Origin of the sequence: Streptomyces violaceusniger Tu 4113 (assembly GCF_000147815.2) — a bacterium.
In the GTDB taxonomy this organism is placed as follows: Bacteria; Actinomycetota; Actinomycetes; order Streptomycetales; family Streptomycetaceae; genus Streptomyces; species Streptomyces violaceusniger_A.
This window is the reverse complement of record NC_015957.1, coordinates 2,160,098-2,185,990: the sequence shown is the minus strand read 5'-3', so window position 1 is coordinate 2,185,990 and position 25,893 is coordinate 2,160,098. Positions and strand designations below refer to the sequence as shown.

Below are 25,893 nucleotides of genomic sequence, written 5' to 3'. Positions count from 1 at the left end.
AATCAGCCCTTTACTCCGGAGTCGATGTCGGTCGAGGTGAAGTGGCGCTGGAAGAGGAGGAACAGGGCCACTGCCGGGGCGGCCAGCACACAGGCGCCGGCCAGCAGGGCTCCGGTCGGGTTGGCGACCGTGCCCTGAAGGTTGGACAGGAAGCTGGCCAGGGAGACGGCCAGCGGCTGCTTGTCGGCGTCCTTCGTGACGAGGAACGGCCAGAGGAACTCGTTCCACGGGCCGATGAAGGTGAGCAGCGTCGCGGTGAGTACGGCGGGCCGGGCCATCGGCAGCGCGACCTTCCACAGAATGCGCAGTTCCCCCGCACCATCGAGGCGGGCGGCCTCGAAGAGGGACTGCGGCATCTGGAGGAAGAACTGCCGGAACAGGAATACGGCCGTCGAGTTGATCGCGAACGGCAGGATCATCCCGATGTAGTTGTCCCCGAGCCCGTAGTCGCGGACCACGAGAACGTAGAGCGGAAGGGTCAGGAGCTGGAAGGGCACCATCTGCACGAGCAGCAGCGAGGCGAACACGGTGCCGCGGCCGCGGAAGTGCAGCTGGGCGAGCGCGTATCCGGCGAGCACTCCGAAGACCAGGGTGCACAGCAGGACGCCGACGGTCATGATCCCGGAGCTGAGCAGCGAACGGCCCAGCGAGATCGCCCCGTTGACCGCCGTGTAGTTGCTGCCGGTGAGCCCGCCGGGCACGGCGGAGGACAGGTCTCCGGTCGTCGTCTTCCGCAGGGAGCCAACGATCATGTAATAGAAGGGGAAGAGGAAGACGACCGCACCGAGTGCGAGCAGGATGTACGTGCCGGCCGTTCCCCAGGAACCGCGCGCGCCGGCGGGCTGGGGGTGGTCCGCGGCGCCCGTGGTCGCGCTGTCCGTTATCGCGCGGTCCGTGGTCGGGGTGGAGGCGATCATGTCAGTTGCCCCTCTCGGTGAACTTGCGGGCGGCCAGCGAGACGGCGAGGACGAAGCCCACCAGCACCACGCCGAGCGCGGCAGCGAAGTCCGGATGGCCCTGCTCGATGCCCTTCTGGTACATGAGCAGGACGGGCGAGGTGGAGGCGTGGTCGGGCCCGCCGCCGCCGGTCAGCAGGTAGGGCTCGCTGAACAGGTTGGCGCCCGTGATGATCGCGTAGATGACGACGAGGGTCGTCGCGGGCCGCACCCCGGGCACCGTGACCGAGAAGAACCGCCGTACCCGGCCGGCTCCGTCGACGGAGGCTGCCTCGTACAGGTCCTTGCCGACGTTCTGGAGCGCGGCGAGGTACAGCATCACGAAGAAGCCGAGCTGCTTCCAGGTGACGAACAGGGCGATCATCGGCATCGCGAGGTGCGAGTTGACCAGCCACGAGGGGTCCGGAGCGTACGAGCCGAGAAGGTGGTTGACGAACCCGTCCGTACCGAACAGGAATTGCCACACGGCGACCAGTGCGACGCTCGCCGTGATGTACGGCAGGTAGTAGGCGGCGCGGAAGAAAATGCGGAAACGTATCTTCGCGTTGAGCGCGGAGGCCAGGACGAGCGCCAGGAACACCGTCAGCGGCACGTTGATCACGAGAAAGACGACGATGTTCAGGAAGGCGCGGCCCACCACCGGATCGGTGAACACATCCCGGTAGTTGGCCAGTCCCACCCACGGTGAGTCGATATGTGTGCCGGGAGCGGTGAAGTAGAAGCGGTGGACGGAGATCCACAGTGTGTACCCCAGCGGGACCGCGAACACGACGACGAGGAACAGCACGTACGGGGTCACGAACAGAGCGCCGGTCGCGGAGCGGAATCGTCCGTGGCGCGCGGCCGCACCCTCGCGAGGCGTGTGGTTCCCGCTGGTGGCGGTGAGGGCGGAGTCGGTCATGACGGGTCTCCGTACTCGTCGAGCAGCTTGGTGATCTTGTCGGAGGCCCTGCGCAGCGCGGCATCCGTGGAGCCGTCACCGAAGACGACGGACTTGGTCCACTCGGCGCGGAACGCCTGCCAGATATCGATGGAGCCCGGTACGTTCGGGACCTCGACGACATGCTCGGCCTGCCCGGCGAACGCCTTGTACAGGGGCTTCTTCGCGAACAAGGCCGGGTAGCGCGCGGTCAGGTCCTCGCGCATCGGCATCTGCCCGGTGGCGTCGAGGAACGACCCGTCCTGCTTGGCGGAGGTGGCGAACTTCAGCAGGTCCCAGGCGGTGGCCCGGTTGCGGCAGGCGCTGAACATCGCGGCGGACTTCTCGTCGCTGAAGGAGTACGTGTCCTTTGGCGACTTTCCGGCGGCGGTCGGTACCGGGGCCACCCCGATGTCGACACTGTCCTTGTAGGCGGAGACGGCCCATGGGCCGACGGTGGCCATGGCGGCCTTTCCGTCGTTCACGGCGTCACCGGGGTAGAGCTCCTGCGGGGCGAGCTTCTCGGCGTACAGCGTGCGCCAGAACGCGGCGGCCCGACGGCCGGCCGTCGAGTCGAACTGCGCTTCGCCGTCCTCGATGAGCCGTTTGCCGCCGCTCTCCGCGGCGAACGCGGGGTAGAAGTCGAGCCAGGACTGGAAGAACTCGCTGCTGGGCGCCGGCCAGATCGCGGCTTTCGCGGCGCCGCTGCGCACGAGGGTGCGGGAGGTCTCCAGAAACTGGCCGTAGGTCGCCAGTCGCGGGTGCTCGGGGTCGAGCCCGGCCTTCTTGAAGATCTTCTTGTTGTAGAGGATCATCACTGGGTTGCTCTTCCACGGCAGTTGATAGAACTCGCCGTCCTGCGACCTGTACTGCTCGGTGAGGGCGCCGCCGCGCTTGTGGATGTAGGCGTCACCGTCCGGGAAGTCACTGAGCGACACGAGGCCGTTCTGCTTCTCGAAGGTCGGCACCGAGGCAGGCGCGGTGTTGAAGACCAGACAGGCGCTGGTCCCCGCGATGATCGAGGCGCTGATGGCCTCTTCGGAGGTCTTGCCCGCCGGGATCTGCTGGGCCGTGACGTGCTGGCCCGGATGACTCTTGTTCCAGGCCTCGACCATGCTCTTCCCCCAGGCCACTTCCTGGGCGTTGTTCGACAGCCAGATCGTGATGGGACCGCGGGCCTTCGCGGCGGTCTCCGGGTCGACGGGCGACCGGCCACAGGCGGTGGCGGCACCCGCCAGAGCGAGCACCAGCAGCGAGTACGCTGTTCTCCTCAGCATGAAGACTCTCCGAACTGTTCACGCCCGGCCTCGTCGCCGGACGGGAATTCCTTGCCGCGCCTCGACGGCCCCGCGCCCCGTTGTCAGGGACGGGGCGCCGGCCCGATCGAGGCGCGGGGGATGAATTCGGCGGGCGGCAGCACGACGTGTGCCACCTCCTCACCTGCGAGCACCCGGTCCAATGTCCGGGCCGCCGCCTCTCCCCAGCCCCGCGCGTCGGCGCGGGCGGAGGACAGCGGGGGGTGGGTGTAGCGGGTGAGCGGGTTGTCGTCGTAGCCGACCACCGAGAGACGTTCCGGTACCGGAACGCCGAGTTCTTGGGCCACCGACAGCCCGGCCGTCGCGGCCAGGTCGTTTCCGTAGACGATCGCGGTGGGCGGCTCGGCCAGCAACAGCAGTTCGCGGGTGGCCCGCGCGCCGCCCTCCGCCGTGAAGCCGCCGGGCAGCACGGGGCCTCCGGGCAGTCCGAGGTCGCGCAGCGTCTCCTCCCAGGCCGACCGGCGCCGGTGCGCGTGGCGGAACTCCTGGGGGCCCTCGACGTGCGCGATACGGCGGTGGCCGAGCTCGGCGAGGCAACGTACCGCGTCGACGTAAGCGGGCCGGTCGTCGAGGCTCACCGAGGTCAGCCCGTCGCTCCACTCGCTCTGTCCGACCACGACGGCCGGCAGGCCGAGCCGGTGGGTCAGAGCGGGACGCGGGTCGTCGTGCCGCAGGTCGGTGAGGAGCACGCCGTCCACCCGGCGGTCGGCAGCGAGCCGTTCGTACACGGACTGCTCACGCTCCGGAGTGGTGAGGTGCACCATCAGCCCGTCGCCTCGCTCGCCCAGGGCCACTTCGACGCCCGCGATGAACGCAGGGAAGAACAGGTCGGCGCCGATCAGGTCGGGTTCGCGGGCGAGCACCAGTCCGAAGGCACCGGCCTTGCCGAGGGACAGGGCCCGGGCCGGGCGGCTCGGCGTCCAGCCGAGTTCCGCCGCGGCGGTCAGGATGCGCTCCTTGGTCTCCTCGGCGATCCCGGGCCGGTCGTTCAGCGCGAACGAGACGGAGGTGCGTGAGACACCGGCACGTCGTGCGACGTCGGCGATGGTGGGCCTGCGAGCCATGGCACCTTCCGTTCTCCGCGTTCCCTGGGGCCGACGAACCAGCTGTTCAAACCGGTTTAGTGGCCGACTGGCGTTCACTAAACCGGTTTGTGACGCGAGCGTCAATGGGTCGGAGTGCGTATTCCGGATCACTTCCGCCAGGAGGTGGTCGTCCGGTCGTGTGCGCGGGCGGCCCGGCGCAGGCACCTGCCGCCCACCGCGATCCCTCGCGGCATCCTCCCGTCGGCCCGCAGGCGTCGGGCGGGCTGTCGGCCGCTCGGTCCGGCACATCGCGTCGGCCTGAGTCGGAACCCGGCGGACCGGTGGCATCGCACGGGGCCTGGTGGCGGCCCGTGAAGGAGTCGCGGCGCGCGCCGAGCCTGGACCGGCTGCGGAGCGTCGGCCACCCACTTTCTGATCGCCAGCGGCGAGGTGGTACCGGTCCGCACCTCGTCTGAAGAGCACGGATCGGGCCAACGGCGGCGCGAGAACGACCGGCGTCCTGACACATCGTCCAACGCAGCGTCGGTCGAGCGTCAGCAGTCCGCCCCGTCCCGGCCGAGTCAGGGCACCGCCTCCGCCGTTCCTCGGGTCGCCCCACAAGAACACAGGTCAGACGCGTGATCGGGGCTCGGACCAGGTTTCACGTCATGCGGTCCTGGAAACAGGTCGACCCCACTCGCCGGAAACCTGAAGAACGAGAAAAGCCGCAGGTCACATGGACTTACGGGAAGGCTTGAGCGCAGGAGCCCCGCTTTCAGGGCCCCGGCCTCCACGTTGTCGTAGCCGAGGTACTCGCCGAGCTGGACGTAGGGGGTTTTGACCGACTGCTCCATCGCCTTGCGCAGGGTGATGTAACCCCGCTTCGTGGACACGTCGTTGCGCTGGTGCAGGAGCTCCGTGGGGTCGTTCGAGTCCAACAGCTCCCCGCCCTGCTGGTTCTTGATGGTGATGCCGTCGTCGCCGTTGAACTTCGAGGCCGGGGTGATCGGTGAGGCCGACTGCCCTGGGGAGAGGACTGCGCCGTGATCGAGGGCGGCGGCCAGGTCGACGGGTGTGAAGGTGGAGCCGACCGGCACACCCGTCGCATCCGCGTTGAGTAAGTCGCACTCGCAAAGCTCAGGCAACCGCCCCAACCAGGAATGTCGGCTGCCCCGGCGCCGGGGACGCGTCGGGGCAATCCGTCATGGTGGTTGGCTAACCGAGTGAGGTGAGGAGGGTGTTGAGCGCCTTGGCCTCGGTGGCCTTGTCGGGGCTCGGTGCCCGTAGCGCCGTCAGGACCTGGTCGATTTCGCTGTCGAGGAAGTGCCAGGACTGCCCGCTCTTGGGCTCAAGGGCGGACTGGTCGTCGTCCCAGGCAGTCTCGAGGTCGGTCACGCGGGTGGTCGCGGCCGACTGGTTGCCCGCCTTGAGCTTTGCCAGGGTGTCAGCCGCGATCGTGCGGAACTTCGCGATCTCGGCCGGCGGGAACGGCGACGTCGCCTGCTTCGGGGTGAGGTGGGCGGTTACAGGTGCGGGGGCGTCATCCTCACTGGCCGCGGCCGCGTGGGGCTGGTGGTGTGCCCAGACGAGAAGCGCCGCAGTCGCGACCGCTACGACGGCGTAGTAACCGAGCATGATCCGCTCACGCGCCGGGTCCGCCGCTCGTGGGGTCTGAGTGCGTTCGTCGGTCTCGATGACATCGCTGCGGCTGATCGTGAGGTACACGACCGTAGCGAGGATCGCACCCAGGAAGATCACGCTGGTGATCGCAGTGCCGAGACCAAGGCCGCCGTCGCCCCTGGGCGAGCCGAGCCAGTCGCCGAGGTTGGCACCGAGCGGACGGGTGAGGATGTAGGCCAGCCAGAAGGAGAGCACCGCGTTGGCGCCGAGGCGCCAACCGAGAATGATCGCGACGATCAACCCGAGAGGCAGGAACACGGAGACACCGGCGGTCCAGCCGGTCAGCTCCAGGGTCCAGTCGCCGGTCGCGGTGCCGAGGGCGAAAGTGACCAGGACCGCGAGCCAGTAGAAGAGTTCACGGGGACGGGTGATGATGGTGTGGACCGACAGGGTCCGCTCGCGGGCGTACCAGATCCCGAAGACAACGGCCAGGAGGCCGGCGAACACGCTACTGCTCAGCGCGAGGGGAACGCCCTGGCTGTCGGTGAGGATGTCCGTGTAGAGGGTGCCGGTCACACTCACCACCACGACGGTGAGCCAGTACACGAACGGGACGTAGCGCTTGGTGGTGAGTTGCCAGCCCATGACGCCTGCCAGAACTGCTGTGAAGATCAATGCCGTGTTGATCAGGCCGACACCGAGGTTCATGTTGATCCAGTCGGCGAAGCTCTCACCGACCGTGGTGCACAGGATCTTGATGATCCAGAACCAGATCGTGACCTCGGGAACCTTGTTCAGCATCTGCTTGGCAGGCGTCCGAAGGTTCTCGGACGTCGTCTCAGTTGTCATGTAATCCTCGCATGGAACGGCAGCACGAAGGGGCGTCCCTCGCGTCCGCGTAACGGTAATTGTCTGGAAATGCATGGCCAAGCGCCGTCCGGAATTCGCAGGACTTCGGCATGACTTCGATTGCTCGTCAATCCTGTTCAGGCAGCGCCGCCAAGGGCGTTTTCCGGGAGAGGATTCACCCTGCTGGAATGACCTCCTATTTCGCTTCGAGCCCCGGCCAGCAAGATCAGCCAGAATTCCGTGAACTTCGTCCCGGAATTCAACCTGCGCAGCGCTTGAATTTGCGTCGCCCGATCCCTCCGTGCGACTTCCCGTCCTGGCCGCACAGCGGCTCTCTCGGCACTTCCCCTTCGAGAGCCGGAGAAGTGGTGCGAGCCCGGCAGGGCCGGTTGTTCGCCGGCTCGCTCCTGGTCTCGCTGGTGGGTGCGCGCCTCCGGAACCACCGGACTGCCAGACGTTTCGTCGGTCATAGTGCCCGACGGTGCCAGCTGGAACCTGAACACATCCTGACTGTCACCGTGTGTATCACTCGCCCCACTCGTACATCACGAGCAGCACGGCTCCATGTACACACGCACCCTTTCTCCATGACGGTCGTCCGTTCCTCTCGCCGCCCCCGCGACGGAAGAAGACCGCCTTGCACGCAACGACCCCTACCCGAGCGCCGTCCGAACGCGTGACCGCCGGCTTCGGCGCCGACTGGCCAGGCTCCCGATCCGAGCCCTCGCCAATGCCGTCACTCGCAGGTGTTGCGTCGTCAAACTCGGCTGTGAGCGCGGCCGGAGCTGATGGGAGGAACCACGGGCCTGGCTGGTGGCTCAGGCCATGGGTCCCGACGCGTGCTCCGGTTCGGCAGCATCCCTGCGGGTGCGGAGAGGTAGATGACCAGTCCGAGGATGACCGCCAGGAACAGAGCGCTGGTCACGACGGCGCCCAGGCCCCACCCAGGTGCCCACCGCGGCGAGGCAGGCGAGCACCAGCCACTCCCCGTCCGCGGCGGCCAGCCGGTCGGTGCCGCTGTCCAGCGTGGCCCGGTGCGCGACGACCATCCCTCCGGCGGCGGCGAGCGCCACCAGGGTGATTCCCAGCCGGACGTACAGGCGCCGACCCACGGTGATCGGCAAGCTCTCGGCCGCGGTCACAACAGTCACCTTCCCTGTGACCGCTGACCTGGCTGACGTAGACGGTCTCGTCCCAGCCGAGACCGAGATCCGGCCGTACGAGAACGAGCTGCGCGAGCGTGAAGGCTGCCGCGACCGCCCCGAGCCGGAACTCGCCCGGAGGGCGCCGAGGCCGGACGGCCCGCTTCGGGAGGTCGGTGCGAAGAACACCGGTCGTGGTGGCGTTCGATCCGCCGGCCATCTTGCACCTCTTGCCGTCGCACACCACGGAATCGACTCCTGGGCTAGAGGCGGGTGAGAAGACGTCTTGGCGGTGCTGCCTTCCGTTCAGCCGGCACCGGGGCGGGCAAGTCCCCGGTCGTAGGCGAAGATCACCGCCTGGATGCGGTCGCGGGCGCCGATCTTGGCAAGGACCCGGCCGACGTGTGTCTTCACGGTGGACTCAGCCACTACGAAGCGGGCGGCGATCTCGCCGTTGGTCCAGCCCTTGCCGATGGCGACGAGGATCTCGCGCTCGCGTTCGGTGAGAGAGGCCACTCGCGGGTCCTCGCCCGGGTCACCCCTTCTGGCCGGCACGTGCCTGGCGTACTCGTCCAGGATGCGGCGGGTGAGGGCCGGCGCGATCACCGCGTCGCCCCCGGCAACCGCGTGGATCCCGGCGAGGAGTTCCTCCGGGCGCGCGTCCTTGAGCAGGAAGCCGCTGGCTCCGGCCCGCAGGGCGGCATGCACATACTCGTCGACGTCGAAGGTGGTCAGCACGAGGACACTGGAACGCCCCCCGGTCTCGGCGATCCGGCGCGTCGCCTCGATGCCGTCCATGCCGGGCATCCGTACGTCCATCAGCACGACGTCGGGGCGCAGTTCGGCGGTCTTGCGGACGGCCTCGGCGCCGCTCCCGGCCTCGCCGACCACCTCCGTCTCGGGGATGGAGTCGAGCAGCACCCGAAAGCCGTAGCGTTGCAGCTGCTGGTCATCTACGACGAGCACCGTGGTCACCGGGTGCCTCCCTGAGGTGTCAGGTCGAGGGCGGCCTCCACGACCCATCCTCCGTCGGCCGCAGGTCCGGCGCTCACGGTCCCTCCGTACAGTGCCGCTCGTTCGCGCATGCCCACCAGTCCGTGTCCTTCCTCGTTCCATGGTCCGGTGTGTCCGGCCGGGCCGTTGTCCCGGATCCGGATGACGAGCCGTTCGTCCCTGACGACCGACAGGGTCACCCGGGTGCCGGCACCGGCGTGTTTCAGGGTGTTGGTCAGGGCTTCCTGGACGATGCGGTAGACCGCCAGCTGTACCCCCCGGTCCAGGGCGTCCACCTCGCCGACGGTCCGGTAGACGATCTCCAGGCCGGCGGTGCGTACGCCGTCGCACAGCGTCTCGATGTCCGCGAGGCCGGGCTGGGGGCTGAGTTCAGGTGTCCGGCGGGCACCGTCCGATGCCTCGCGCAGGACGCCGAGCACGCGGCGCAGCTCGCCCAGGGCCGTCCTGCCGGTGTCGCCGATGAGCTGGAGGGCCTCCTTGCCGCGTTCGGGAGCCGTGTCCGTGGCGTAGGAACCGGCGTCGGCGAGGGTGATGATGACGGCCAGGTTGTGGCCGACGATGTCGTGCATCTCGCGGGCCACCCGGGCACGTTCCGTGGCGGTCGCGAGTCTGATGCGCTGGTCGCGTTCCGTCTCCAGCCGGGCCGCCCGCTCCCGCAGCCCGGCGAGCTGCGCCCGCCGGGTCCGGACCATCAGACCGACTGCCAGGGCCGCGGTCGCCGTGCTCAGCAGGAAGAACAGGGCGTCCCAGACCGACACGGCCGGCGAGACGCGCACCGCGACCAGCACCATCCCCGACGCCATGACCGCGCAGGCCCACGGCAGTCGGCGCAGTTGCCCGTGCAAGGCCAGGCTGTACAGGGCGATGAACAGGGCGACGTCCGCGCGCAGCGCGGCACCCATCGACCACTGCAGGACGAACACGACGGCGATGGCGACGAAGGCCGCCATGGGCCGACGCCGCCGCCACAGCAGCGGCAGCACCAGACCGGCCTGCAGGGCCAGCATGGCCGCCAGGGGGAGCTGGACGAAGGCGAAGTGGAACCTGTGCGGGCCGTCGCCGTCCCCCTCCCCCGCGTCGCCGTGGTCCAGCAGGTCCGGCAGACAGAACATGAGGAAGACCAGCGCCGTCACGGCAGTGTCCAGCATCCACGGATGGGCGCGGTCCGCCTGCCGCAGCCGCTGGCCGGCCCGGGCGAGCCGGGCGGCCAGCGGTCCGGTTCCGCCGACGTCCGCGGCGGAGGTGGTCGTCGTCAAGGTGGTCACCTGCTCATGGTGCGGGTCGTCAGACGTCGCTGCGCACCAGCCGGTACGCCGCTCCCACCAGCGCGAGCGCCGTCCAGCCGAGGAAGACCAGCAGTCCGGCACCCGGCGACAGGGTCGTGGAGTCGTGCGTGAGGGCGAACACCGACTCGCCCGCGTTCGACGGCAGGTAGGGGCTGACGCCGTCCTGCCAGGAGCTGGGCAGCAGGGAGATCAGTCCCGGGATCAGCATGAGGGTGGCGACCAGTACCGAGATGCCGCCGGCCACTGACCGCAGCAGGGCACCGAGGGCGGTGCCGATGACGCCGACCAGGCCGAGGTAGAGCCCGGCGCCCAGCAGGCTCCGTACGACTCCGGTGTGCGTCAGGCTCATCGCGGCGGGTGTGCCGGAGACGATCGAGCCGCCGAACCCGAAGGCGATGAACGCGCCGAGGGTGCCGACGATCAGCGCGACCAGCCCGAACACGGCCGCCTTGGACCACAGCACGGGCAGTCGGCGCGGCACGGCCGCGAGCGTGGAGCGGATCATGCCGGTGGAGTACTCCCCCGCCGTGACCAGCACACCGAGCACGCCGAGGGCGAGCTGGGCGAAGTTGGTGCCGAAGAGGGACAGGCTCACGGCCGTCGCGGTGGCGAAGTCACGGTCCTGGTGCGCGGAGCCGATGCCGGACTTGTAGTGGTTCGCGGCGATCAGACCGAAGGCGATGAGGAAGAGCAGGCCGAGGCCCAGGGTGATCCAGGTCGATCGGAGTGACCACAGCTTGGCCCACTCCGAGGCCACCACGCGCCGTCCGGTCACCCGGTAGGCGGGACGGGCGGGAGCTGCCGGGGGCGTCTCGACAGTCGTGGTGAAGGTACTCATGCGTTGCTCCCGACGGGCTCAGGGGTCTCGACGGTCGTGGAGCCGTGGTACTCCACGGCATCCCTGGTCAGGTTCATGAACGCCTCCTCCAACGACACCGTCCGCGCCGTCAGTTCGAACAGCGCGATCCCGTGCTCGGCCGCCTTCAGACCGATCTCACGGGCACTCAGCCCGGTCACCTGAAGCTCCTCGGAGCCGGACCGGCCCGTGATCTCGACGCCGGGACCGGCCAGTACCTCCCGCAGCCGTGCCGCCTCCTGGGTAGCAATCTGCACCGTGTCGCCGCCGGCCTCCCGGACGAGGTCTCCCACGGTGGTATCGGCCAGCAGCCGCCCGCGCCCCGCGATGATCAGGTGATCCGCGACCAGGGCCATCTCGCTCATCAGATGTGACGACACGAACACGGTCCGGCCCTCTTCGGCGAGGGCCTTCAGCAGGTTGCGGATCCAGAGCACCCCCTCCGGGTCCAGCCCGTTGACCGGCTCGTCCAGCATGACCGTCTGCGGATCGCCCAGGAGCGCCGCCGCGATCCCCAGCCGCTGGCCCATCCCGAGGGAGAAGGCGCCGGCCCGCTTCTTGGCCACACTGCCCAGTCCCGCCAGCTCGATGACCTCGTGGACCCGGCGGCGCGGAATGCCGTGGGTCAGCGCGAGTGCCAGCAGGTGGTTGTAGGCGGAGCGGCCCGGGTGGATCGACTTCGCCTCCAGAAGCGCTCCTACCTCCTGCAGCGGCGCCTGGTGGCGGGCGTAACGGCGGCCGTTCACGGTGACGGAGCCGCTGGTCGGGGCGTCGAGCCCGACGATCATGCGCATGGTTGTGGACTTCCCCGCGCCGTTGGGGCCCAGGAAGCCGGTCACCGTGCCCGGCTTCACGTCGAAGTCCAGCCCGTCGACGGCCGTCTTCTCGCCGTACCGCTTGGTCAGCTGCTGCGCCTCGATCATCCGTGTTCTCCCTGTGGGGCTCGGGCGTCCGTCGCTTCCGACGCCTCACCGGCCACGCTAAGAGCCGCGCCAGCCGATCCCGTGGTACCAGGAGCCTGAACCACGCCGTCCGCGTGGTACCGCGGTACTACGCGGCTACCTGCGGTGCCTTGCGTGGTCGCCGGCTCCGCGGTCGTCGCAGCAGGCGTCGTCGGGCCGCTGCGGACGGTGCCCCGCCCATGCCGCGCCCGGTGCTCCGGCGTCCGCCGGGCACTGGGCCCGCTCCGCGCTGTCGACCAGGTTCTCGCTGTCGGAGGCGGCGCTGGCGGCCGGCGCAGCACAGGGTGAGCAGGAGGGCGCCCGCCACGAAGGGCAGGGTGCGGCGCGGGGGAGGCGGGGCCGGCAGGGCCCGCACCCGCTGGGGCACGGCTCCGCCGGTCGCGGCCAGGGCTGCCGGCCGCGCTTGGTCGAGGGCGTCTCACGGCGGGGCCGAGGAGGGCGGCGACGCGTTGCGGAACCGGGCCCGTCGTCGCTGCGGGTGCGAAGTCCGGGCGAGTGGTCGGGGAGGCGTGGCCGGCCAGGGCGGCGCGTGCGATGGCGGTGGCGATCAGACGCCGGTCCCCGACGGCGGTGGCGGCGGCCTCGTCGGCGTCCCGCTCGGCGGCGAGCCGGATGATCTCGCGCACTCGGCGCAGGGCCGGGTGGCAGTGAGCGGCGAGTTCCGCGGCGGCCAGGAAGTAGTGGTGGCCAGCCCCCCGGTTGTGGGCCCGTTCATGGGCGAAAAGGGCCTCGCGTTCGGCAGGTCCCAGGCTGCGCAGCATCGCGGTGGTGACGACGATGCGGTGGGGCCGTCCGGGCAGGGCATAGGCGTCCGGGTGGGGCGAGTCGACGACGCAGAGGTCACCGGCGTCCGGGCGGCGGCCGGCCTGCGTCCGGGCGGCGCGGTAAGCGCGGGTCTGCCGGAAGGCCGAGCGTACGAGGGTCATGACGCCGAGGGCGAGCACTCCCGTGGCCGCCGACGCCGCGGGAACGACGACGAAGTCGGAGGGCGTGCGCAAGGGGTGGATGAGTTCACCGAGGGCGGCGAAGGCGGGGAGCTTGAGCAGTCCGGTCAGGACCAGCGCTCTGAGGGCGGCGACGCAGGTTCCCGCCAGTGCCAGTGCCGAGGCGGCCAGGATCCACAGCGCGGTGGCGGGGGCGAGACGGTCGAGAGTCCGGCGGGCCGGCGCCGGCGCGAGGAAGGGCAGGATCAGCGGTACGAACAGGACGGCGGTCATCGCTCGTCACCATCCAGGAGCCGGCGCAGGACCTCCTCGTCGCCCGGGCCGAGCTGGGCGACGAAGCGGGCCAGGACCATCCGCCGGTCGGCATCCAGGTCTGGTTCGGTGTGCATTCGCCGGGCGGTCAGGCCGGGAGCGTCCTGCACCGGGAAGTAGGCGAAGCCGCGCCCCAGCCGCTCACGGCCGACGATGCCCCTCTCGTGCAGACGGGTCAGGATCGTCGCCACGGTCGTGCGTGCCAGGCCGCTGCCGAGTTCGGCCTGCACCCGCCCGGGCGTGAGCGGGGCCCCCGGCGGCCCACAGTGCGGCCATGACGGCCGCTTCGAGGTCGCCGGCCGGCCGCCTCTCGTCCCTCGAGTCGGTCATGGGAACCCTCACTCCACGATCGTCTACAGTCGAGTAGACCGTCTACTGCATTGTAGTCACCGGCCGAATGTCTCCGCCGCGGTGCATCCGGCGGCCCACGCGGACGGACACAGCGCGCGGAGGGAAATAGCCGTCGGATGCGGCGGGCAGCCGGACGGACACGACACGCGAACCGAGGGAGGACCATGCGGCAGACGATCCTGGTCGTCGAGGACGATCACGCCCTGCGTGACGTGCTGGTGCGCGGGCTGCGCGACGAGGACTTCGACACCGTCCCGGCGCCGGACGGCGCCACCGCCCTGCGGCCGGCCACCGCCGGCATCTCCGCCGCCGTGCTCGACATCGGGCTCCCCGACGCGGACGGACGGGACGTGTGCCAGGCGATGCGCGCGAACGGCTTCCTCTCTCCCGTCATCTTCCCGACCGCCCATCACCGGCTCACCGACCGGCTGTCCGGGTTCTCGGCCGGAGGCGACGACTATCTGCCCAAGCCGTTCCATCTCGCCGAACTCGCGGCCCGCCTGCGGGCAGCTCTGAAGCGGGCCGCGCCGCCGCCGGTCGCCACGGCGGGAGACCTGGTACTGGACGCCGTCCGGCACACGGTCGCTGTCCGGGGCACCCGGGTCGATCCGACGCCGACCGAGTTCCGTCTGCTGGCCGCGCTCATGACCACTCCCGGCGCCGTCGTGCGCCGCCGCGAACTGGTCCGGGCGGCCTGGCCCGAAGGGGCCCAGGTCAGCGACAACACCCTCGACCAGTACTTGATCAGGCTGCGCCGCAAACTCCGCGAGGCGGGCAGCGACCGGACGATCGGCACGGCGCGCGGCATCGGCCACCGCCTGTCATGAGCGAGGTCCGCCACCGGCCGCGCCCCGCCGCGACCGCCCTCCTTCACCGTCTGGCGCCCAGCACGCTGCGCGGCCGGCTCTCACTCGTGGCGCTCGTCACGGCCACGCTGCTGATGCTGGTCCTCACCGTCGCCTTCAACACCGTGGCCCAGCACCGCCTCCAGCACCAGGCGGACGACGAACTCCGCACCCGCGCCGCCGCCGTCGCGACGACCGTCGACACCAGCGGGACGACCGTACGCGTCCTGGAGACCTCGCACGACGACCTCCTCGACGCCAACGTGTGGATCTACTCCGGCCGACGCCTGCTCGAAGCTCCGCCGGCCGCCGGGGCCCTGACCCGCTTCGCCCACACACTCGCCGGGCACGGCGGCCGGCGGTGCGCCACCGTCGACGTGCGGGGCCCCCTCCGGTTGTGTTCCCAGCCGGTCCCCGGTGAGAAGAACGAGGCCACGGTGGTCACCGCGCTGGACCTCTCGCCCTACCGGAGCTCGGCCGACACCCTGCTCCTGGGATCGCTCGTCCTGGACGCCGTCATGCTCGCCTGCACCTACGCCCTGACCCGGCTCGCGGTCGGCCGCGCGCTGCGCCCCGTCCGTACGATGACCGACCAGGCCACCCAGTGGAGCGCCGTGGCCTCCGAGGAACGCTTCGGGAGTATGCGCCACCCTGACGAACTCGCCCGCCTCGGTACGTCGTTGGACGCCATCCTGGACCGTATCCGCACCCTGCTGCGCCACGAGCGGCAGCTCACCGGAGAACTCTCGCACGAGCTGCGCACACCGTTGAGCCGGATCATCGCCGAACTCGACTGGTGGCGGACCCGCCCCCGCACAGCCGACCAGACCCACGCCACCCACCAGGTCATCGCGGATGCCGCCGAGTCCATGCGCACGATCTGCGACACGCTCCTGGAGGACGCCCGCAACGGCACACTCACCGCTCCCGGCACCGTGGAGGTCCTGCCCACGCTGCGCCGCCTCACCGAAGCCCTCGACGTGCCGGACCACGTGACGCTCACCACCGGCGGCCCTCCCCTTGTGGCCGGAGTCCCGCCCGCCCTCCTCGAACGCATCGTCAGCCCGCTCCTCGCCAACGCCTGCCGCTACGCACACACCAGCGTCGCCGTCCGTGCCTACTCCGCCCCCGACGGCGTCCGCGTCGACGTCATCGACGACGGACCCGGCGTACCACCCTCGTTCGCCGGACAGCTCTTCGAGCCCGGTCGACGTGCGGATCCCGGCGACGGGCACGCCGGAGCGGGCCTGGGGCTGCCGCTGGCGCGACGTCTCGCCCGCTCCGCCGGCGGCGAGGTGGCCAACGACCCCGGGCACACGCCCGGGGCACGCTTCGTGGTCAGCCTGCCTGCCGGGTGACGACAGACCCGCTCGGCGCTCTGCCGTGTCACGGCATGGGGTCGTGCTGGACGTCCTTGCGGGAGACGGCCAGATAGCCTACGAAGCCGAAAATGGCCACCGTCCAGGACAGCGTGACCGGCCCCAGGCCGAGAGCGAGCCCGCCCCGTCCCCGGCCGACCGCCATCCAGTCGGCGACGGAGGCGCCGAGCGGGCGGGTGATGACGTGGGCGGCCCAGAAGGCGGCCACCGCGTTCAGGCTGCCCCAGAGTGAGCGATCGCGGGACCGGCGATCGCGACGCCGTACACAACGGCGGACCCCAGGTAGCCGAGGCCGATCGTGGCGGGCGCAGCGTCTCCCGGCTGATCCCCAGATCCTTGCCGATGCCCTCGAAGGTGTCGCTCGGGTCCGACAGGGCGGTGTCGGCGAGCCCGGCCCCGGGCCCGCCGTGCCGCGTGGCAACAGGCGAAAGGTCATTCGCTCGGGTCAGCGACCATCAGCCAGTCATCGCGGCAGGTCACCGCGCTCGCTGGTCTCTTCCGCGACATCTGACCAACAGGACTCGGTAGGTCTGCGCTCAGCGTCGCCTACCCTCGGCATCCCATCGATTTACGCCCCCCTGACAAGGTCTGACCTACCCGAACAGGTTGCCTGACAGACCATCAGAACGAGCGTCAAATGAGCGTCACGAGCGTCATTCCAGCGTCAGGATATCGCCCGTAACGCCCACACCGCACATCATGCACACGCGCAAAACCGCAGGTCAGGAGCCCTTAGCGGCCGGTTCAAGCACCGCCACGCACTCCACATGGTGGGTGACCGGGAAGAGGTCGAAGGCACGCGTGCGACGCGGAGAGTAGCCCTCCTCGCGGAAGTACTTCAGGTCGCGGGCGAGTGCCGCCGGGTCGCAGGCGACGTAGGCGATGCGGCGGGCGCCCAGGGCCGCGAGGCGGGTCACCGTCTCCTTGCCCGCGCCCGCGCGGGGCGGGTCCAGGACGATGAGGTCGGCCTCGGTGATCCCGGTGCGGGGCAGCACCTGCTCGACCTTGCCGTGCTCGATGCGGACGCGCTCCAGGTCCTGGAGGTTGTGCCGGGCGTCCTCGACCGAGCGCTTGCTGGATTCGATGCCCAGCACCGCGCCGCGCTCCCCCACCCGCTCGGCGATCGCGCCCGCGAAGAGGCCGACTCCGCAGTACAGATCGAGGGCCGTTTCGCCCTGGCGGGGCATCAGGCCCTGCATGACGGCCTCGACCAGGACGTCCGCCGCCTTGGGGTGGACCTGCCAGAAACCGGCCTCGCCGACCCGCCACGTGCGGCCCGCCGCGCGCTCGCGGACGAAGGGGCGGCCGTGGACGCGGTGCACCAGACGGGTCCGGTCACGGCCGCGGGACTCGCTGACCCGCAGCACCGAGACCGGCCGGTCCAGCTCGACGATGGGCAGCCGGCCGCCGGGGCGCGGGGTGAGGACGACCTGACGGTCGGAGGAGCCGGTGGCGGCGATGGCCTCCACGCTGGCGATCTGGGGCCATTCGCGCTTCTCGACGCCGAGTTCGGTGACGCCGGGGGCGGCGATCAGGCAGTGGTCGACCGGCTCGACCTCGTGCGAGCGGTGGCGGCGCAGTCCGGGCCGGCCCTGCTCGTCCACCGCGTACTGCACCCGGGTGCGCCAGGCCGGGACCTCGCCGCGGGCCACCTTGTCGCCGGGCGCGGGCTCGACCGTGCCGTCCCAGCCCGCCTCCTCGGGGGTGAGCCCCGCCAGCCGGGCGAGCTGCTCGGTGATCACCTCGGCCTTCAGCCTGCGCTGGGCGCCGGGGGCCGCGTGCTGCCAGTCGCAGCCGCCGCATTTGCCGGGGCCGGCGAACGGGCACGGCGCCTCGACCCGGTCCTTGGAGGCGTCCAGCACCCGCACCGCGTCGGCGCGCAGGAAGCGCGCGCCCTCCTCGCCCTCGGTCACCCGGGCGATGACCCGCTCACCGGGCAGCGCGTGCCGGACGAAGAGCACCTGGCCCTCGCCGGTCCGGGCGATGCAGTGGCCGCCGTGCGCCACCGGGCCGACCTCGACCTCGTACTCCTCGCCGACCAGCGATGCCTTGGGTTCACTTTGCATGGCGGGTTCAGGCTCCAGAGGGGGTGAGGGGGCGCGGTGGGACAACAGCCCACCAGTCTACGTCGCGCTCGCCCTCGCCCCGTCACGCCCTGATGCCCCGGGCCCGCGGGCCTGCGGGCCCACCGTCAGGGAACCTGCGAGGTGACGCCCGGCTTCTCGCCCTTGGGCCCCTTCTCGCCCTTCTCGCCCTTCTCCCGCTTGGCCGGGATCACCGGGCCGCGCCGCACCGCCCCCGGGGCGTTCCACTCGGCCCGCTTGCGCGCCCGCTTCCGGGCCAGCTCGGAGGAGTCCAACTGCCACGGCACGGAGGTGACCATGACGCCCGGGGTGAACAGCAGCCGCCCCTTGAGCCGCAGCGCGCTCTGGTTGTGCAGCAGATGCTCGTACCAGTGGCCGACCACGTACTCGGGGATGAAGACGGAGACCACATCGCGCGGGCTCTCCCGGCGCAGGCCCTTGACGTAGTCGATGACCGGCCGGGTGATCTCGCGGTAGGGCGAGTCGAGGATCTTCAGCGGCACATCGATGCCGCGCTCCTGCCACACCCGCTGCAGCGCCTTCGTCTCGGCGGGGTCCACGTTGATACTCAGCGCCTCCAGCCGGTGCGAGCGCATCAGCTTGGCGTAGGCCAGGGCGCGCAGCGTCGGCTTGTGGACCTTGGAGACCAGTACCAGGGAGTGCACCCGGGAGGGGCGCACCTCCTCCTCGTCGAGCTGTTCGGTGGCCGCCGCGAGCTCCTCGGAGACGCCGTCGTAGTGGCGCCTGATGGCCGTCATGGTGACGTAGAAGATGACCATGCCGAGCAGGGCGACCCAGGCGCCGTGGGTGAACTTCGTCAGCAGCACCACGACCAGCACCAGGCCGGTGAAGAAGGCCCCGAAGGTGTTGATCGCGCGGGCGCGGACCATCCGGCGGCGGGCGTTCGGGTCCCGCTCGGTCGCCAGGTGGCGGTTCCAGTGCCGCACCATGCCGGTCTGGCTGAGGGTGAAGGAGACGAAGACGCCGACGATGTAGAGCTGGATCAGCCGGGTGGAGTCGGCCCCGTAGAGGTAGACCAGGACCGCGGCGGCCGAGGCGAGCAGCACGATGCCGTTGGAGAAGGCGAGCCGGTCGCCGCGGGTGTGGAGCTGGCGGGGCAGATAGCGGTCCTGGGCCAGGATCGAGCCGAGCAGCGGGAAGCCGTTGTACGCGGTGTTGGCGGCCAGGAACAGCACCAGCGCGGTGGCCGCGGCCAGCACCACGAAGAAGAACGAGCCGTCGCCGAAGACCGCGGCCGCGACCTGCGAGATCACCGGGTTCTGGGTGTAGTCGGCGCCGAGCGGGGTGCCGTTCTTCAGCAGGTCCTGCGCGGGGTTCTCGGCCATCTTGACGTTGGTCACCAGGGCCAGCGTGATGATGCCGACGAACATGGTCACGGCGAGGCCGCCCATCAGCGCCAGCGTCGTCGCCGCGTTACGGCTCTTGGGCTTGCGGAAGGCGGGCACGCCGTTGCTGATCGCCTCGACGCCGGTCAGGGCGGCGCAGCCGTCGGAGAACGCGCGCAGCAGCAGGAAGATCAGCGCGAAGCCGGCCAGCCCGGTCTGCTCGGCGTGGACCTCGAAGCCCGCGGTGGGGGCCTTCATGTCGTCACCCAGGACCAGCCCGCGGTAGGCGCCCCAAAGGATCATCACGAAGACGCCGCCGACGAAGACATAGGTGGGGATCGCGAAGAGCTTGCCCGACTCCCGTACGCCCCGCAGGTTCATGAGCGTCAGCAGCAGGATGATCCCGACCGCGCACAGCGTCTTGTGCTCGACGACGAAGGGGACGGCCGAACCGAGGTTCTCCACACCGGAGGAGATCGACACCGCCACCGTGAGGACGTAGTCGACCAGCAGGGCGCTGGCAACGGTCAGACCCGCCTTGGGGCCGAGGTTGGTGGTGGCGACCTCGTAGTCACCACCCCCGCTGGGGTACGCGTGCACGTTCTGGCGGTACGAGGCGACCACCGTGAACATCAGCACGACGATGGCGATCGTGATCCACGGGCTGTAGTGGTAGGCCGACGCACCCGCCACGGACAGAACGATCATCACCTGCCCCGGCGCATACGCGACGGAGGACAGGGGGTCGGAGGCGAAGACGGGGAGCGCGATGCGCTTGGGGAGGAGAGTCTCCCCCAGCTTGTCGCTGCGCAGGGCCCGCCCGATCAGGACCCGTTTCGGGAGGTCGGTCAGTTTGGACACGCAGAGGATCGTAAGGGGTAGCCCGGGCCCCCGCCCACCCGCCCACCCCCGGGAAAAGGGGCGGGCGGGAGCAGGGCGCCGGAGGCGATCAGGCCAGGCGCGCGGGCAGCGTGCGGTGGCCGTTGGAGATGAACGACTCCACCGGCTCCAGCGGCTCCTTTTCGGACGCGAGCGTGAGCCCGGGGAAGCGGTCGAAGAGCGCCGGGAGCGCGATCGCGGCCTCCAGCCGGCCCAGCGGGGCGCCGACGCACAGATGGACGCCGTGGCCGAACGCCAGATGGCTCTTGAGCCGCCGGGTGACGTCGAAGCGGTCCGCGTCCGCGCCGTGCACCTCCGGGTCGCGTCCGGCGGCCGCGTAGGCGGCCAGGATCGCGTCGCCCTTGTGCAGCACCACGCCGCCGTCCAGCTCGATGTCCTCCACGGCGTAGCGCAGCGGCAGGTTGGCGACCGGGGCGGAGTGGCGCAGCGTCTCCTCGATCACGTCCTCCCAGGTGGCCCGCCCGGCCCGGACGTGCTCGAGCTGCTCGGGCCGGGTGAGCAGCGCGTGGATGGCGTTGTCCAGCAGGTTGACGGTGGTCTCGTGACCGGCCGAGAGGAACAGGGCGAGGGTGTCGGTCAGCTCCTTCTCGCTGAGCTTGGAGCCGCTCTCCTCGTCCCGCACCGCGATCAGCCCGCTGGTCAGGTCGTCGCCGGGCCGCTCGCGCTTGGTAGCCACCAGCTCGCCGAGGACGGCGTACATCTCGTTGAAGGTGGCGGTGACCTCCTCCGGGGAGGCGGAGGTGTGGAAGATGCTGTCCACGACCCGGCGCATCCGCTCGCGCAGGTTCTCGTCGTCGAGCCCGAACAGCTCGGAGATCACCTGGATCGGCAGCGGGTACGCGTACGCCTCGCGCAGGTCGACCACCTCGCCCGGCGCGGCGGCCAGGTCGTCCAGGAGCGTGGTGCAGATCTCCTCGACGCGCGGCCGCAGGGCGGCGGTGCGCCGGGCGGTGAACGCCTTGGAGACCAGGGTGCGCAGCCGCCGGTGGTCACCGCCGTAGGCCGTGAACATGTTCTCGACGGCGACCCAGGTGATCAGCGGCCACTCGGGCGTGATCTCACCGTTGATCCACGCGGGCCAGTGCTGCCGGGGGTCCTTGGAGACCCGGGGGTCGGTCAGCAGCTCCTTCAGGGTCCGCTGGCGGGTTATTGCCCACGCCACCACGCCGTCAGGAAGCTCAACAAGCGTCGCCTCGCCGCCTGCGGCGACTCGGGCTGCCTCTCCGGCGATGTCGCGGCCGGCGGGGTCGAGGACGATGGGACGGGGTTCCATTGGCTGACTCCAGAGGTCTCGTCGAATCGGACCGGCTCGGACACGGACGCCGCGAACGGCTCGTTCACGGCCACCGCTTGGGCGGGGAAGCGCACCGGCAGGGCGGCCAGGGCGCGGGCGAAGGGCCCGGTCCGCCAGGTCAGCCGCTCGACGGGAACCGCCAGCTCCATGTCCGGGAGGCGGTCCAGGAGCCGCTCGATGGCCACGGAGGCGATCACCCGGGCGGGCCGCTCGGCGGGGCAGCGGTGGGCGCCCGCGCTCCAGGCCAGGTGGGCCCGGTTGCCGGACCGGCGCTCGGAGGCCATGGCCGCCTCGTGGTTGGCCGCGGCGTAGCTGATGAGCACCGGTTCGCCCTTGCGCAGCCGTACGCCCGCCACGTCGCAGTCGTACCGGGGGAACCGGGTGCCGTAGTTGGCCATCGGCGGGTCGTTCCACAGGACCTCGTCCAGGGCGTCCTCGACGGGCATGCTGCCGCCGGACAGCTCACCGGCGAAGCGGTCGTCCGACAGCAGCAGGCGCAGCGCGTTGGCGATCAGGTTCTGCTGGGGGTCGGTACCGGCCGCCATCAGCAGGATCATCTGCTGCATCAGCTCGTCGTCGGTGAGCTGCGAGGGATGCGCGATCAGCCAGGAGGTGACGTCGGCGGAGAGCTTCCGGCGCTTGTCCGCCAGCAGGCCGGAGATCCAGTGGAGCAGCTCGTCGTTGGCCGCCGCCGCCTCCTCGCCGCTGTCGAAGAGCTTCATCATCGTCTCGACCAGCTTCGGCCCGTCCGCGGGGCGTGCGCCGAAGAGCTGGTTGAAGACCAGCAGCGGGAGCACCGACGCGTACTCGGTGATCAGGTCGGCCTCGCCCCGGGAGGCGAAGGCGTCGATCAGCGTCTCGGCGCTGCGCTCGACGTACTCGCTGAGAGCGTGCGGATCCACCCGGTCCAGGCTGTCGGTGATCGCCCCGCGCAGCCGGGCGTGTGCCTCCCCGTCGCTGAACAGCGCGTTCGGCCGGTACATCATCATCGGGGCGACCGGGTTGTCCGGCCCCACGGTCCCGTCCTGCATCGCTTGCCAGCCGCGCGGGTCCTTGGCGAACCGCTCGGTGTCGCGCAGGATCTCCAGGCCGAGCGGGTAGCTGGTGACCAGCGAGGCGTACACCCCCGGCGTCAGCTCGACCGGTGCGATCGGCCCATGGGTGGCGCGCATCCGCGCGTAGGTGCCGTGCGGGTCGGCGGCGAACTCGGGGCTGTACATCGGTACGGCCGCGCTGTGCCCGGTGCCGCCCGCGGCCTCGGCGGGGCCCGCGTGCGCGGGGCAGCCCGGTGGGGGAACGGGGCCGGCGGCTGGACGGTTGGTCACACAATCTCCTGAGAACTACCGGTCTGGCGGGCCTGTAGATATTGGACGAGGGCGATCAGCGCGTGGGTGGAGGAGATCCGGTCCCGGGCGTCGCAGGTCACCAGGGGGGTTTCCGGAAGCAGATCGAGGGCCTCCCTGACCTCCGGCTCCGCGAAGCGGGGAGAGCCCTCGAACTGGTTGACGGCGACGGCGTACGGCAGTCCGTGCTCCTCCAGGACGGCCATCACCGGGAAGGACTGCTCCAGCCGCCGGGTGTCGGCCAGGACGAGCGCGCCCAGCGCCCCGTTCGTCATGTCCCGCCACAGCCGGGTGAAGCGCTGCTGTCCCGGCGCGCCGAACAGATAGAGCACCAGGGAGTCGCTGAGGGTGAGCCGGCCGAAGTCCATGGCGACGGTGGTGGTCGTCTTGTCCTCGGTACCCCGAAGGTCGTCGATGAGCGCACCGGCCTGGGTCATCGTCTCCTCGGTGCGCAGCGGCCGGATCTCTGACAGCGAGCCCACATAGGTCGTCTTGCCGACGGCGAAGTGTCCGACGACCAGGATCTTCGCCGCCACCCGCACCGTGTTGGGCAGGTAGACCGCCTTGTCGTCAGAGGCGAGCGCGGAGTCCATCGAGCACCTCCTGCAGAAGCTGGGTGTCGGGAACATCGGCGGCGGGGATCGGGGACCGGGTGGAGACGTGGCCGCTGTCCACGAGGTCGCCGAGCAGGACCTTGGTGACGCTGACGGGCAGCTCCAGGTACCCGGAGACCTCGGCCACTGAGAGCGCGCCGCCCAGGCACAGCTCCATGACCCGCCGCTTCTCGGGGCCGAGCCCGGTGAGCGGCCGGTCGGGGTGGGCCATGACCAAGGTCACCAGGTCGAAGGTGTTGCGAGTCGGGTAGGCACGGCCGTCGGTGACCACATACGGCCGCACCAACCCTCGTTCGCGCCGCCCCGGACTCATGCGTGGCTGCCGATCCCCTGCCGCGGGAGGCCCTGCCGCGGCGGGCTGGTGAGCTCCTTGCCGAGCCGGTCGACCAGCTTCTGCATCCGGTAGCTGACCGCCTCCATGTCCACGGCCTCGGTGGCCGAGACCGCCAGATACGCGCCGGGTCCGGCGGCGATCAGGAAGACGTACCCGCCGACGAACTCGACCAGCGTCTGCTGCCAGGGCGTCTCGTGCGGATCACAGAACTCGGAGGTGGAACGGCTGATCGACTGCAGCCCGGAGAGTGCGGCGGCCTGGCGCTCGGCCTCGTCGCGGGCGATGCCCTCGGAGTACGCCCGCAGCATCCCGTCCGCGGAGAGCAGGATCGCGTGCCGTGCCTCCGGCATCTTGACGACCTCGTCGAGCATCCAGCCGAGCTCGTTGTTGAGATGCTCGTTCATGCCTGGCGATTCCCTTCGTCATGGTGAGGGGCGGAGTCCTGGGTGTCGGCACGGCCGGAGCGGGTGCCGCGCGCGAACGCGCCCAACCGCGAGGCGGTTTCCTCCGCCGAACGCGCGCGGTGCGCGCCGGTGTCGTCGGATTCGTCGGCGCCGGTCCGCCCGGCCCCCATGGACCAGTCGGCGGTCGGCGGGGTGGCGGCGGCCTGCCGGCGGCGGCGCTTGGGCAGTCCGCCCTGCGTGGTGCCGTACACGCGGGTGGCCTCGTCGTCGCCCAGGGACGGCTGGGGCGCCGGAGCGGGCGCCGGTGCCGGGGCGGGCGCCGGTGCCGGGGCGGGCGCCGGAGGCTGGGCCTGGGGCGGGATCTGGGCCCGGGGCGGGGTCTGGGCCTCGGCCGGAGCGGCATGCGCCTGCCGCGCTCTTCCGGGACCGCGGGTGCGGCGGGAGGGCAGGGTGTGCAGCGGCTCGGCGCCCTCGGGGTCGTGCGCCGCGGTGCCCGGCCGTCCGTCGGGGTCGATATGGGTGAGCAGCTCACTCGGGAGGAACAGCACGGCGCGCACACCGCCGTACGGGGACCGGGTGTCCACCGAGACGCTGAAGCCGTACCGCACGGCCAGCAGGCCCACCACGGCGAAGCCGAACTGCGGCGGGTCGCCGAGCCGGGAGACGTCCACGGCGCGCTGGCCGGAGAGCAGGGCGGCGGCTCGCTGGACCTCCAGGCCGTCCATGCCCACACCGGCGTCGTCGATCACGATGCAGGCCCCGTTGTGCACCGGCTGGAGGCTGACCTCCACGGAGGTGTTGGGCTGCGAGTGGCGGGCGGCGTTGTCCAGTAGCTCGGCGACCGCGAGCACGACGGGCTCCACGGCCCGGCTCACCACGGCGACGTCGATCAGGGCGTGCACCTGCACCCGCTGGTAGTCGCGGATGCGCGACTTGGAGCCGCGGACGACATCGGTCAGCGAGGAGGCCAGCCGCTGACGGCCGGGCCAGGAACCGCAGAGCACGGCGATGGCCTGGGCGCGCCGGCCGAACTGGGCGTTGGCGTGGTCGATCTCCAGCAGGTCCCGCAGCACATCGGGGTTGTCGTGCCGCTCCTGCATCTCGGAGATGGACACCTGCTGCTCGTTGGCGAGTCCCTGGACGGCTCGCATGGACGCCTTGAGCGCCGCCTTGGCGGAGGCGTCGGCGCGCGTCTGTGCCTTGTCCACCGCGCGGGTGAACTGTTCCATGACGGCGTGCAGGCTCTGGGCGAAGGCCGTACCGGCCAGTTTCTCGTCCCGCAGGCCCGGCAGCGGGCCGGGCTGGCTCAGCGCATCGGCGATCGAGGGGAGCCGTACGTCGACGAGGTGCTGCACCTCCTCGTCACGGGACCGCAGGCTGTCCTCGAGAGTGGCGTTGCGCCTGCGGACTCCGGCGGTGATCTGCCGCTGGCGGATCAGAAGCACCAGGACGACGAGAAGCGCGGCGGCCAGACACCAGCTCACCGCCTCCGTTATGTGATCAGTCATCAGGAACCTCGTGCAGAAGAACGCGGGCGCGGAAGGAACGATTCAGAGCCCTGATGTCCCGTCCGGAAACGGAATACGCGATCATCTTAGCCATGTCGTGACCTAGTATCCGACGCCCGTGACAAAGTTCGAACCAGCGGCATCCGCTCGGCATTTGTCATGTGGTTTCGGTGAAGGTCCGGGATCTCAGGCAAAGATGAAGGGTCGCGACCACCGATGAAGCGCCGTAACCCGGGCCCACCGTAGTGGTCGAGGCTGATCACCAACAGCCTTTTCACTCCGCGTCCGCA

22 protein-coding genes and 2 pseudogenes are annotated in these 25,893 nt (G+C 70.6%); 2 read left to right on the top strand and 22 right to left on the bottom strand.

Annotated features, from left to right (window positions below):
* Nucleotides 1-2: 2 nt before the first annotated feature.
* The 13 genes and pseudogenes from STRVI_RS09635 to STRVI_RS09575 all read right to left on the bottom strand — a co-directional run bounded on the left by STRVI_RS09635 (nucleotide 3) and on the right by STRVI_RS09575 (nucleotide 13,531).
* Nucleotides 3-917, bottom strand: coding sequence for a carbohydrate ABC transporter permease (locus STRVI_RS09635; RefSeq protein WP_014055447.1), 915 nt, complete (start codon nucleotides 915-917; stop codon nucleotides 3-5).
* A 1-nt stretch (nucleotide 918) separates the two neighbouring features.
* The gene (locus STRVI_RS09630) at nucleotides 919-1,857 is read right to left on the bottom strand and encodes a carbohydrate ABC transporter permease (RefSeq protein WP_014055446.1); all 939 of its coding nucleotides are present in this window, start codon (nucleotides 1,855-1,857) and stop codon (nucleotides 919-921) included.
* Nucleotides 1,854-3,152: an extracellular solute-binding protein gene (locus tag STRVI_RS09625; RefSeq protein ID WP_014055445.1), complete on the bottom strand. Its 1,299-nt coding sequence runs from the start codon at nucleotides 3,150-3,152 to the stop codon at nucleotides 1,854-1,856. The genes STRVI_RS09630 and STRVI_RS09625 overlap by 4 nt, the downstream gene beginning before the upstream one ends.
* A gap of 83 nt (nucleotides 3,153-3,235) precedes the next feature.
* Complete coding sequence (locus STRVI_RS09620; protein WP_014055444.1) at nucleotides 3,236-4,255, bottom strand: LacI family DNA-binding transcriptional regulator; 1,020 nt, start codon at nucleotides 4,253-4,255, stop codon at nucleotides 3,236-3,238.
* Between the two features lie 542 nt (nucleotides 4,256-4,797).
* Nucleotides 4,798-5,313 (bottom strand): hypothetical protein, encoded by a 516-nt coding sequence (locus STRVI_RS09615; RefSeq protein WP_043235668.1) that lies wholly within the window; start codon nucleotides 5,311-5,313, stop codon nucleotides 4,798-4,800.
* 118 nt (nucleotides 5,314-5,431) lie between these two features.
* Entirely contained in the window at nucleotides 5,432-6,685 is a 1,254-nt protein-coding gene (locus STRVI_RS09610) for a COG4705 family protein (RefSeq protein WP_014055443.1), read from the bottom strand.
* 818 nt (nucleotides 6,686-7,503) lie between these two features.
* The gene (locus STRVI_RS52555; protein ID WP_043235666.1) at nucleotides 7,504-7,827 is read right to left on the bottom strand and encodes a hypothetical protein; all 324 of its coding nucleotides are present in this window, start codon (nucleotides 7,825-7,827) and stop codon (nucleotides 7,504-7,506) included.
* A gap of 306 nt (nucleotides 7,828-8,133) precedes the next feature.
* Nucleotides 8,134-8,802 carry a response regulator gene (locus tag STRVI_RS09600; RefSeq protein WP_014055442.1) on the bottom strand — a complete coding sequence of 223 codons (669 nt, stop codon included), beginning with the start codon at nucleotides 8,800-8,802 and terminating at the stop codon, nucleotides 8,134-8,136.
* Nucleotides 8,799-10,097 (bottom strand): sensor histidine kinase, encoded by a 1,299-nt coding sequence (locus STRVI_RS09595; protein WP_014055441.1) that lies wholly within the window; start codon nucleotides 10,095-10,097, stop codon nucleotides 8,799-8,801. Before STRVI_RS09595 ends, STRVI_RS09600 begins: the two co-directional genes overlap by 4 nt.
* Nucleotides 10,098-10,125: 28 nt before the next feature.
* A complete protein-coding gene (locus tag STRVI_RS09590) occupies nucleotides 10,126-10,965 on the bottom strand; it encodes an ABC transporter permease (RefSeq protein ID WP_014055440.1) in 840 nt (279 codons plus the stop codon).
* The gene (locus tag STRVI_RS09585; protein WP_014055439.1) at nucleotides 10,962-11,906 is read right to left on the bottom strand and encodes an ABC transporter ATP-binding protein; all 945 of its coding nucleotides are present in this window, start codon (nucleotides 11,904-11,906) and stop codon (nucleotides 10,962-10,964) included. Before STRVI_RS09585 ends, STRVI_RS09590 begins: the two co-directional genes overlap by 4 nt.
* Nucleotides 11,907-12,346: 440 nt before the next feature.
* Nucleotides 12,347-13,162 (bottom strand): annotated as a pseudogene (locus tag STRVI_RS09580) (M48 family metalloprotease); the annotation flags it as partial.
* Nucleotides 13,159-13,531, bottom strand: a pseudogene (locus tag STRVI_RS09575) (BlaI/MecI/CopY family transcriptional regulator). The pseudogenes STRVI_RS09575 and STRVI_RS09580, both read right to left, overlap by 4 nt.
* 185 nt (nucleotides 13,532-13,716) lie before the next feature.
* Here STRVI_RS09575 and STRVI_RS09570 point away from each other — a divergent pair.
* Both STRVI_RS09570 and STRVI_RS09565 read left to right on the top strand, forming a co-directional pair.
* Nucleotides 13,717-14,379, top strand: a complete 663-nt coding sequence (locus STRVI_RS09570) for a response regulator transcription factor (RefSeq protein ID WP_014055437.1) — start codon at nucleotides 13,717-13,719, stop codon at nucleotides 14,377-14,379.
* Complete coding sequence (locus STRVI_RS09565) at nucleotides 14,376-15,755, top strand: sensor histidine kinase (protein ID WP_014055436.1); 1,380 nt, start codon at nucleotides 14,376-14,378, stop codon at nucleotides 15,753-15,755. The genes STRVI_RS09570 and STRVI_RS09565 overlap by 4 nt, the downstream gene beginning before the upstream one ends.
* 28 nt (nucleotides 15,756-15,783) lie before the next feature.
* Here STRVI_RS09565 and STRVI_RS47035 read toward each other — a convergent pair whose 3' ends face one another.
* The 9 genes from STRVI_RS47035 to STRVI_RS09520 all read right to left on the bottom strand — a co-directional run bounded on the left by STRVI_RS47035 (nucleotide 15,784) and on the right by STRVI_RS09520 (nucleotide 25,603).
* A complete protein-coding gene (locus STRVI_RS47035) occupies nucleotides 15,784-15,984 on the bottom strand; it encodes a hypothetical protein (protein WP_050993645.1) in 201 nt (66 codons plus the stop codon).
* A gap of 514 nt (nucleotides 15,985-16,498) precedes the next feature.
* Nucleotides 16,499-17,842 (bottom strand): class I SAM-dependent RNA methyltransferase, encoded by a 1,344-nt coding sequence (locus STRVI_RS09555; RefSeq protein WP_014055435.1) that lies wholly within the window; start codon nucleotides 17,840-17,842, stop codon nucleotides 16,499-16,501.
* Between the two features lie 125 nt (nucleotides 17,843-17,967).
* Nucleotides 17,968-20,067, bottom strand: a complete 2,100-nt coding sequence (locus tag STRVI_RS09550; RefSeq protein WP_014055434.1) for an APC family permease — start codon at nucleotides 20,065-20,067, stop codon at nucleotides 17,968-17,970.
* 88 nt (nucleotides 20,068-20,155) lie between these two features.
* The gene (locus STRVI_RS09545; RefSeq protein ID WP_014055433.1) at nucleotides 20,156-21,271 is read right to left on the bottom strand and encodes a cytochrome P450 family protein; all 1,116 of its coding nucleotides are present in this window, start codon (nucleotides 21,269-21,271) and stop codon (nucleotides 20,156-20,158) included.
* Nucleotides 21,253-22,725 (bottom strand): cytochrome P450, encoded by a 1,473-nt coding sequence (locus tag STRVI_RS54100; RefSeq protein WP_014055432.1) that lies wholly within the window; start codon nucleotides 22,723-22,725, stop codon nucleotides 21,253-21,255. Before STRVI_RS54100 ends, STRVI_RS09545 begins: the two co-directional genes overlap by 19 nt.
* Nucleotides 22,722-23,336, bottom strand: coding sequence for a GTP-binding protein (locus tag STRVI_RS09535; protein WP_014055431.1), 615 nt, complete (start codon nucleotides 23,334-23,336; stop codon nucleotides 22,722-22,724). The genes STRVI_RS54100 and STRVI_RS09535 overlap by 4 nt, the downstream gene beginning before the upstream one ends.
* Nucleotides 23,314-23,670: a DUF742 domain-containing protein gene (locus STRVI_RS09530; protein ID WP_014055430.1), complete on the bottom strand. Its 357-nt coding sequence runs from the start codon at nucleotides 23,668-23,670 to the stop codon at nucleotides 23,314-23,316. Before STRVI_RS09530 ends, STRVI_RS09535 begins: the two co-directional genes overlap by 23 nt.
* The gene (locus tag STRVI_RS09525; protein WP_014055429.1) at nucleotides 23,667-24,095 is read right to left on the bottom strand and encodes a roadblock/LC7 domain-containing protein; all 429 of its coding nucleotides are present in this window, start codon (nucleotides 24,093-24,095) and stop codon (nucleotides 23,667-23,669) included. The genes STRVI_RS09530 and STRVI_RS09525 overlap by 4 nt, the downstream gene beginning before the upstream one ends.
* Nucleotides 24,092-25,603: an ATP-binding protein gene (locus STRVI_RS09520; protein WP_014055428.1), complete on the bottom strand. Its 1,512-nt coding sequence runs from the start codon at nucleotides 25,601-25,603 to the stop codon at nucleotides 24,092-24,094. The genes STRVI_RS09525 and STRVI_RS09520 overlap by 4 nt, the downstream gene beginning before the upstream one ends.
* Nucleotides 25,604-25,893: the final 290 nt, after the last annotated feature.

What these genes read in the sequence shown, in the direction of transcription:
- STRVI_RS09635 (WP_014055447.1), bottom strand. Translation starts at nt 917, where the DNA reads ATGATCGCCTCCACCCCGACCACGGACCGCGCGATAACGGACAGCGCG.
- STRVI_RS09630 (WP_014055446.1), bottom strand. Translation starts at nt 1,857, where the DNA reads ATGACCGACTCCGCCCTCACCGCCACCAGCGGGAACCACACGCCTCGC.
- STRVI_RS09625 (WP_014055445.1), bottom strand. Translation starts at nt 3,152, where the DNA reads ATGCTGAGGAGAACAGCGTACTCGCTGCTGGTGCTCGCTCTGGCGGGT.
- STRVI_RS09620 (WP_014055444.1), bottom strand. Translation starts at nt 4,255, where the DNA reads ATGGCTCGCAGGCCCACCATCGCCGACGTCGCACGACGTGCCGGTGTC.
- STRVI_RS09610 (WP_014055443.1), bottom strand. Translation starts at nt 6,685, where the DNA reads ATGACAACTGAGACGACGTCCGAGAACCTTCGGACGCCTGCCAAGCAG.
- STRVI_RS09590 (WP_014055440.1), bottom strand. Translation starts at nt 10,965, where the DNA reads ATGAGTACCTTCACCACGACTGTCGAGACGCCCCCGGCAGCTCCCGCC.
- STRVI_RS09585 (WP_014055439.1), bottom strand. Translation starts at nt 11,906, where the DNA reads ATGATCGAGGCGCAGCAGCTGACCAAGCGGTACGGCGAGAAGACGGCC.
- STRVI_RS09570 (WP_014055437.1), top strand. Translation starts at nt 13,717, where the DNA reads ATGCGGCAGACGATCCTGGTCGTCGAGGACGATCACGCCCTGCGTGAC.
- STRVI_RS09565 (WP_014055436.1), top strand. Translation starts at nt 14,376, where the DNA reads ATGAGCGAGGTCCGCCACCGGCCGCGCCCCGCCGCGACCGCCCTCCTT.
- STRVI_RS09555 (WP_014055435.1), bottom strand. Translation starts at nt 17,842, where the DNA reads ATGCAAAGTGAACCCAAGGCATCGCTGGTCGGCGAGGAGTACGAGGTC.
- STRVI_RS09535 (WP_014055431.1), bottom strand. Translation starts at nt 23,336, where the DNA reads ATGGACTCCGCGCTCGCCTCTGACGACAAGGCGGTCTACCTGCCCAAC.
- STRVI_RS09530 (WP_014055430.1), bottom strand. Translation starts at nt 23,670, where the DNA reads ATGAGTCCGGGGCGGCGCGAACGAGGGTTGGTGCGGCCGTATGTGGTC.
- STRVI_RS09525 (WP_014055429.1), bottom strand. Translation starts at nt 24,095, where the DNA reads ATGAACGAGCATCTCAACAACGAGCTCGGCTGGATGCTCGACGAGGTC.
- STRVI_RS09520 (WP_014055428.1), bottom strand. Translation starts at nt 25,603, where the DNA reads ATGACTGATCACATAACGGAGGCGGTGAGCTGGTGTCTGGCCGCCGCG.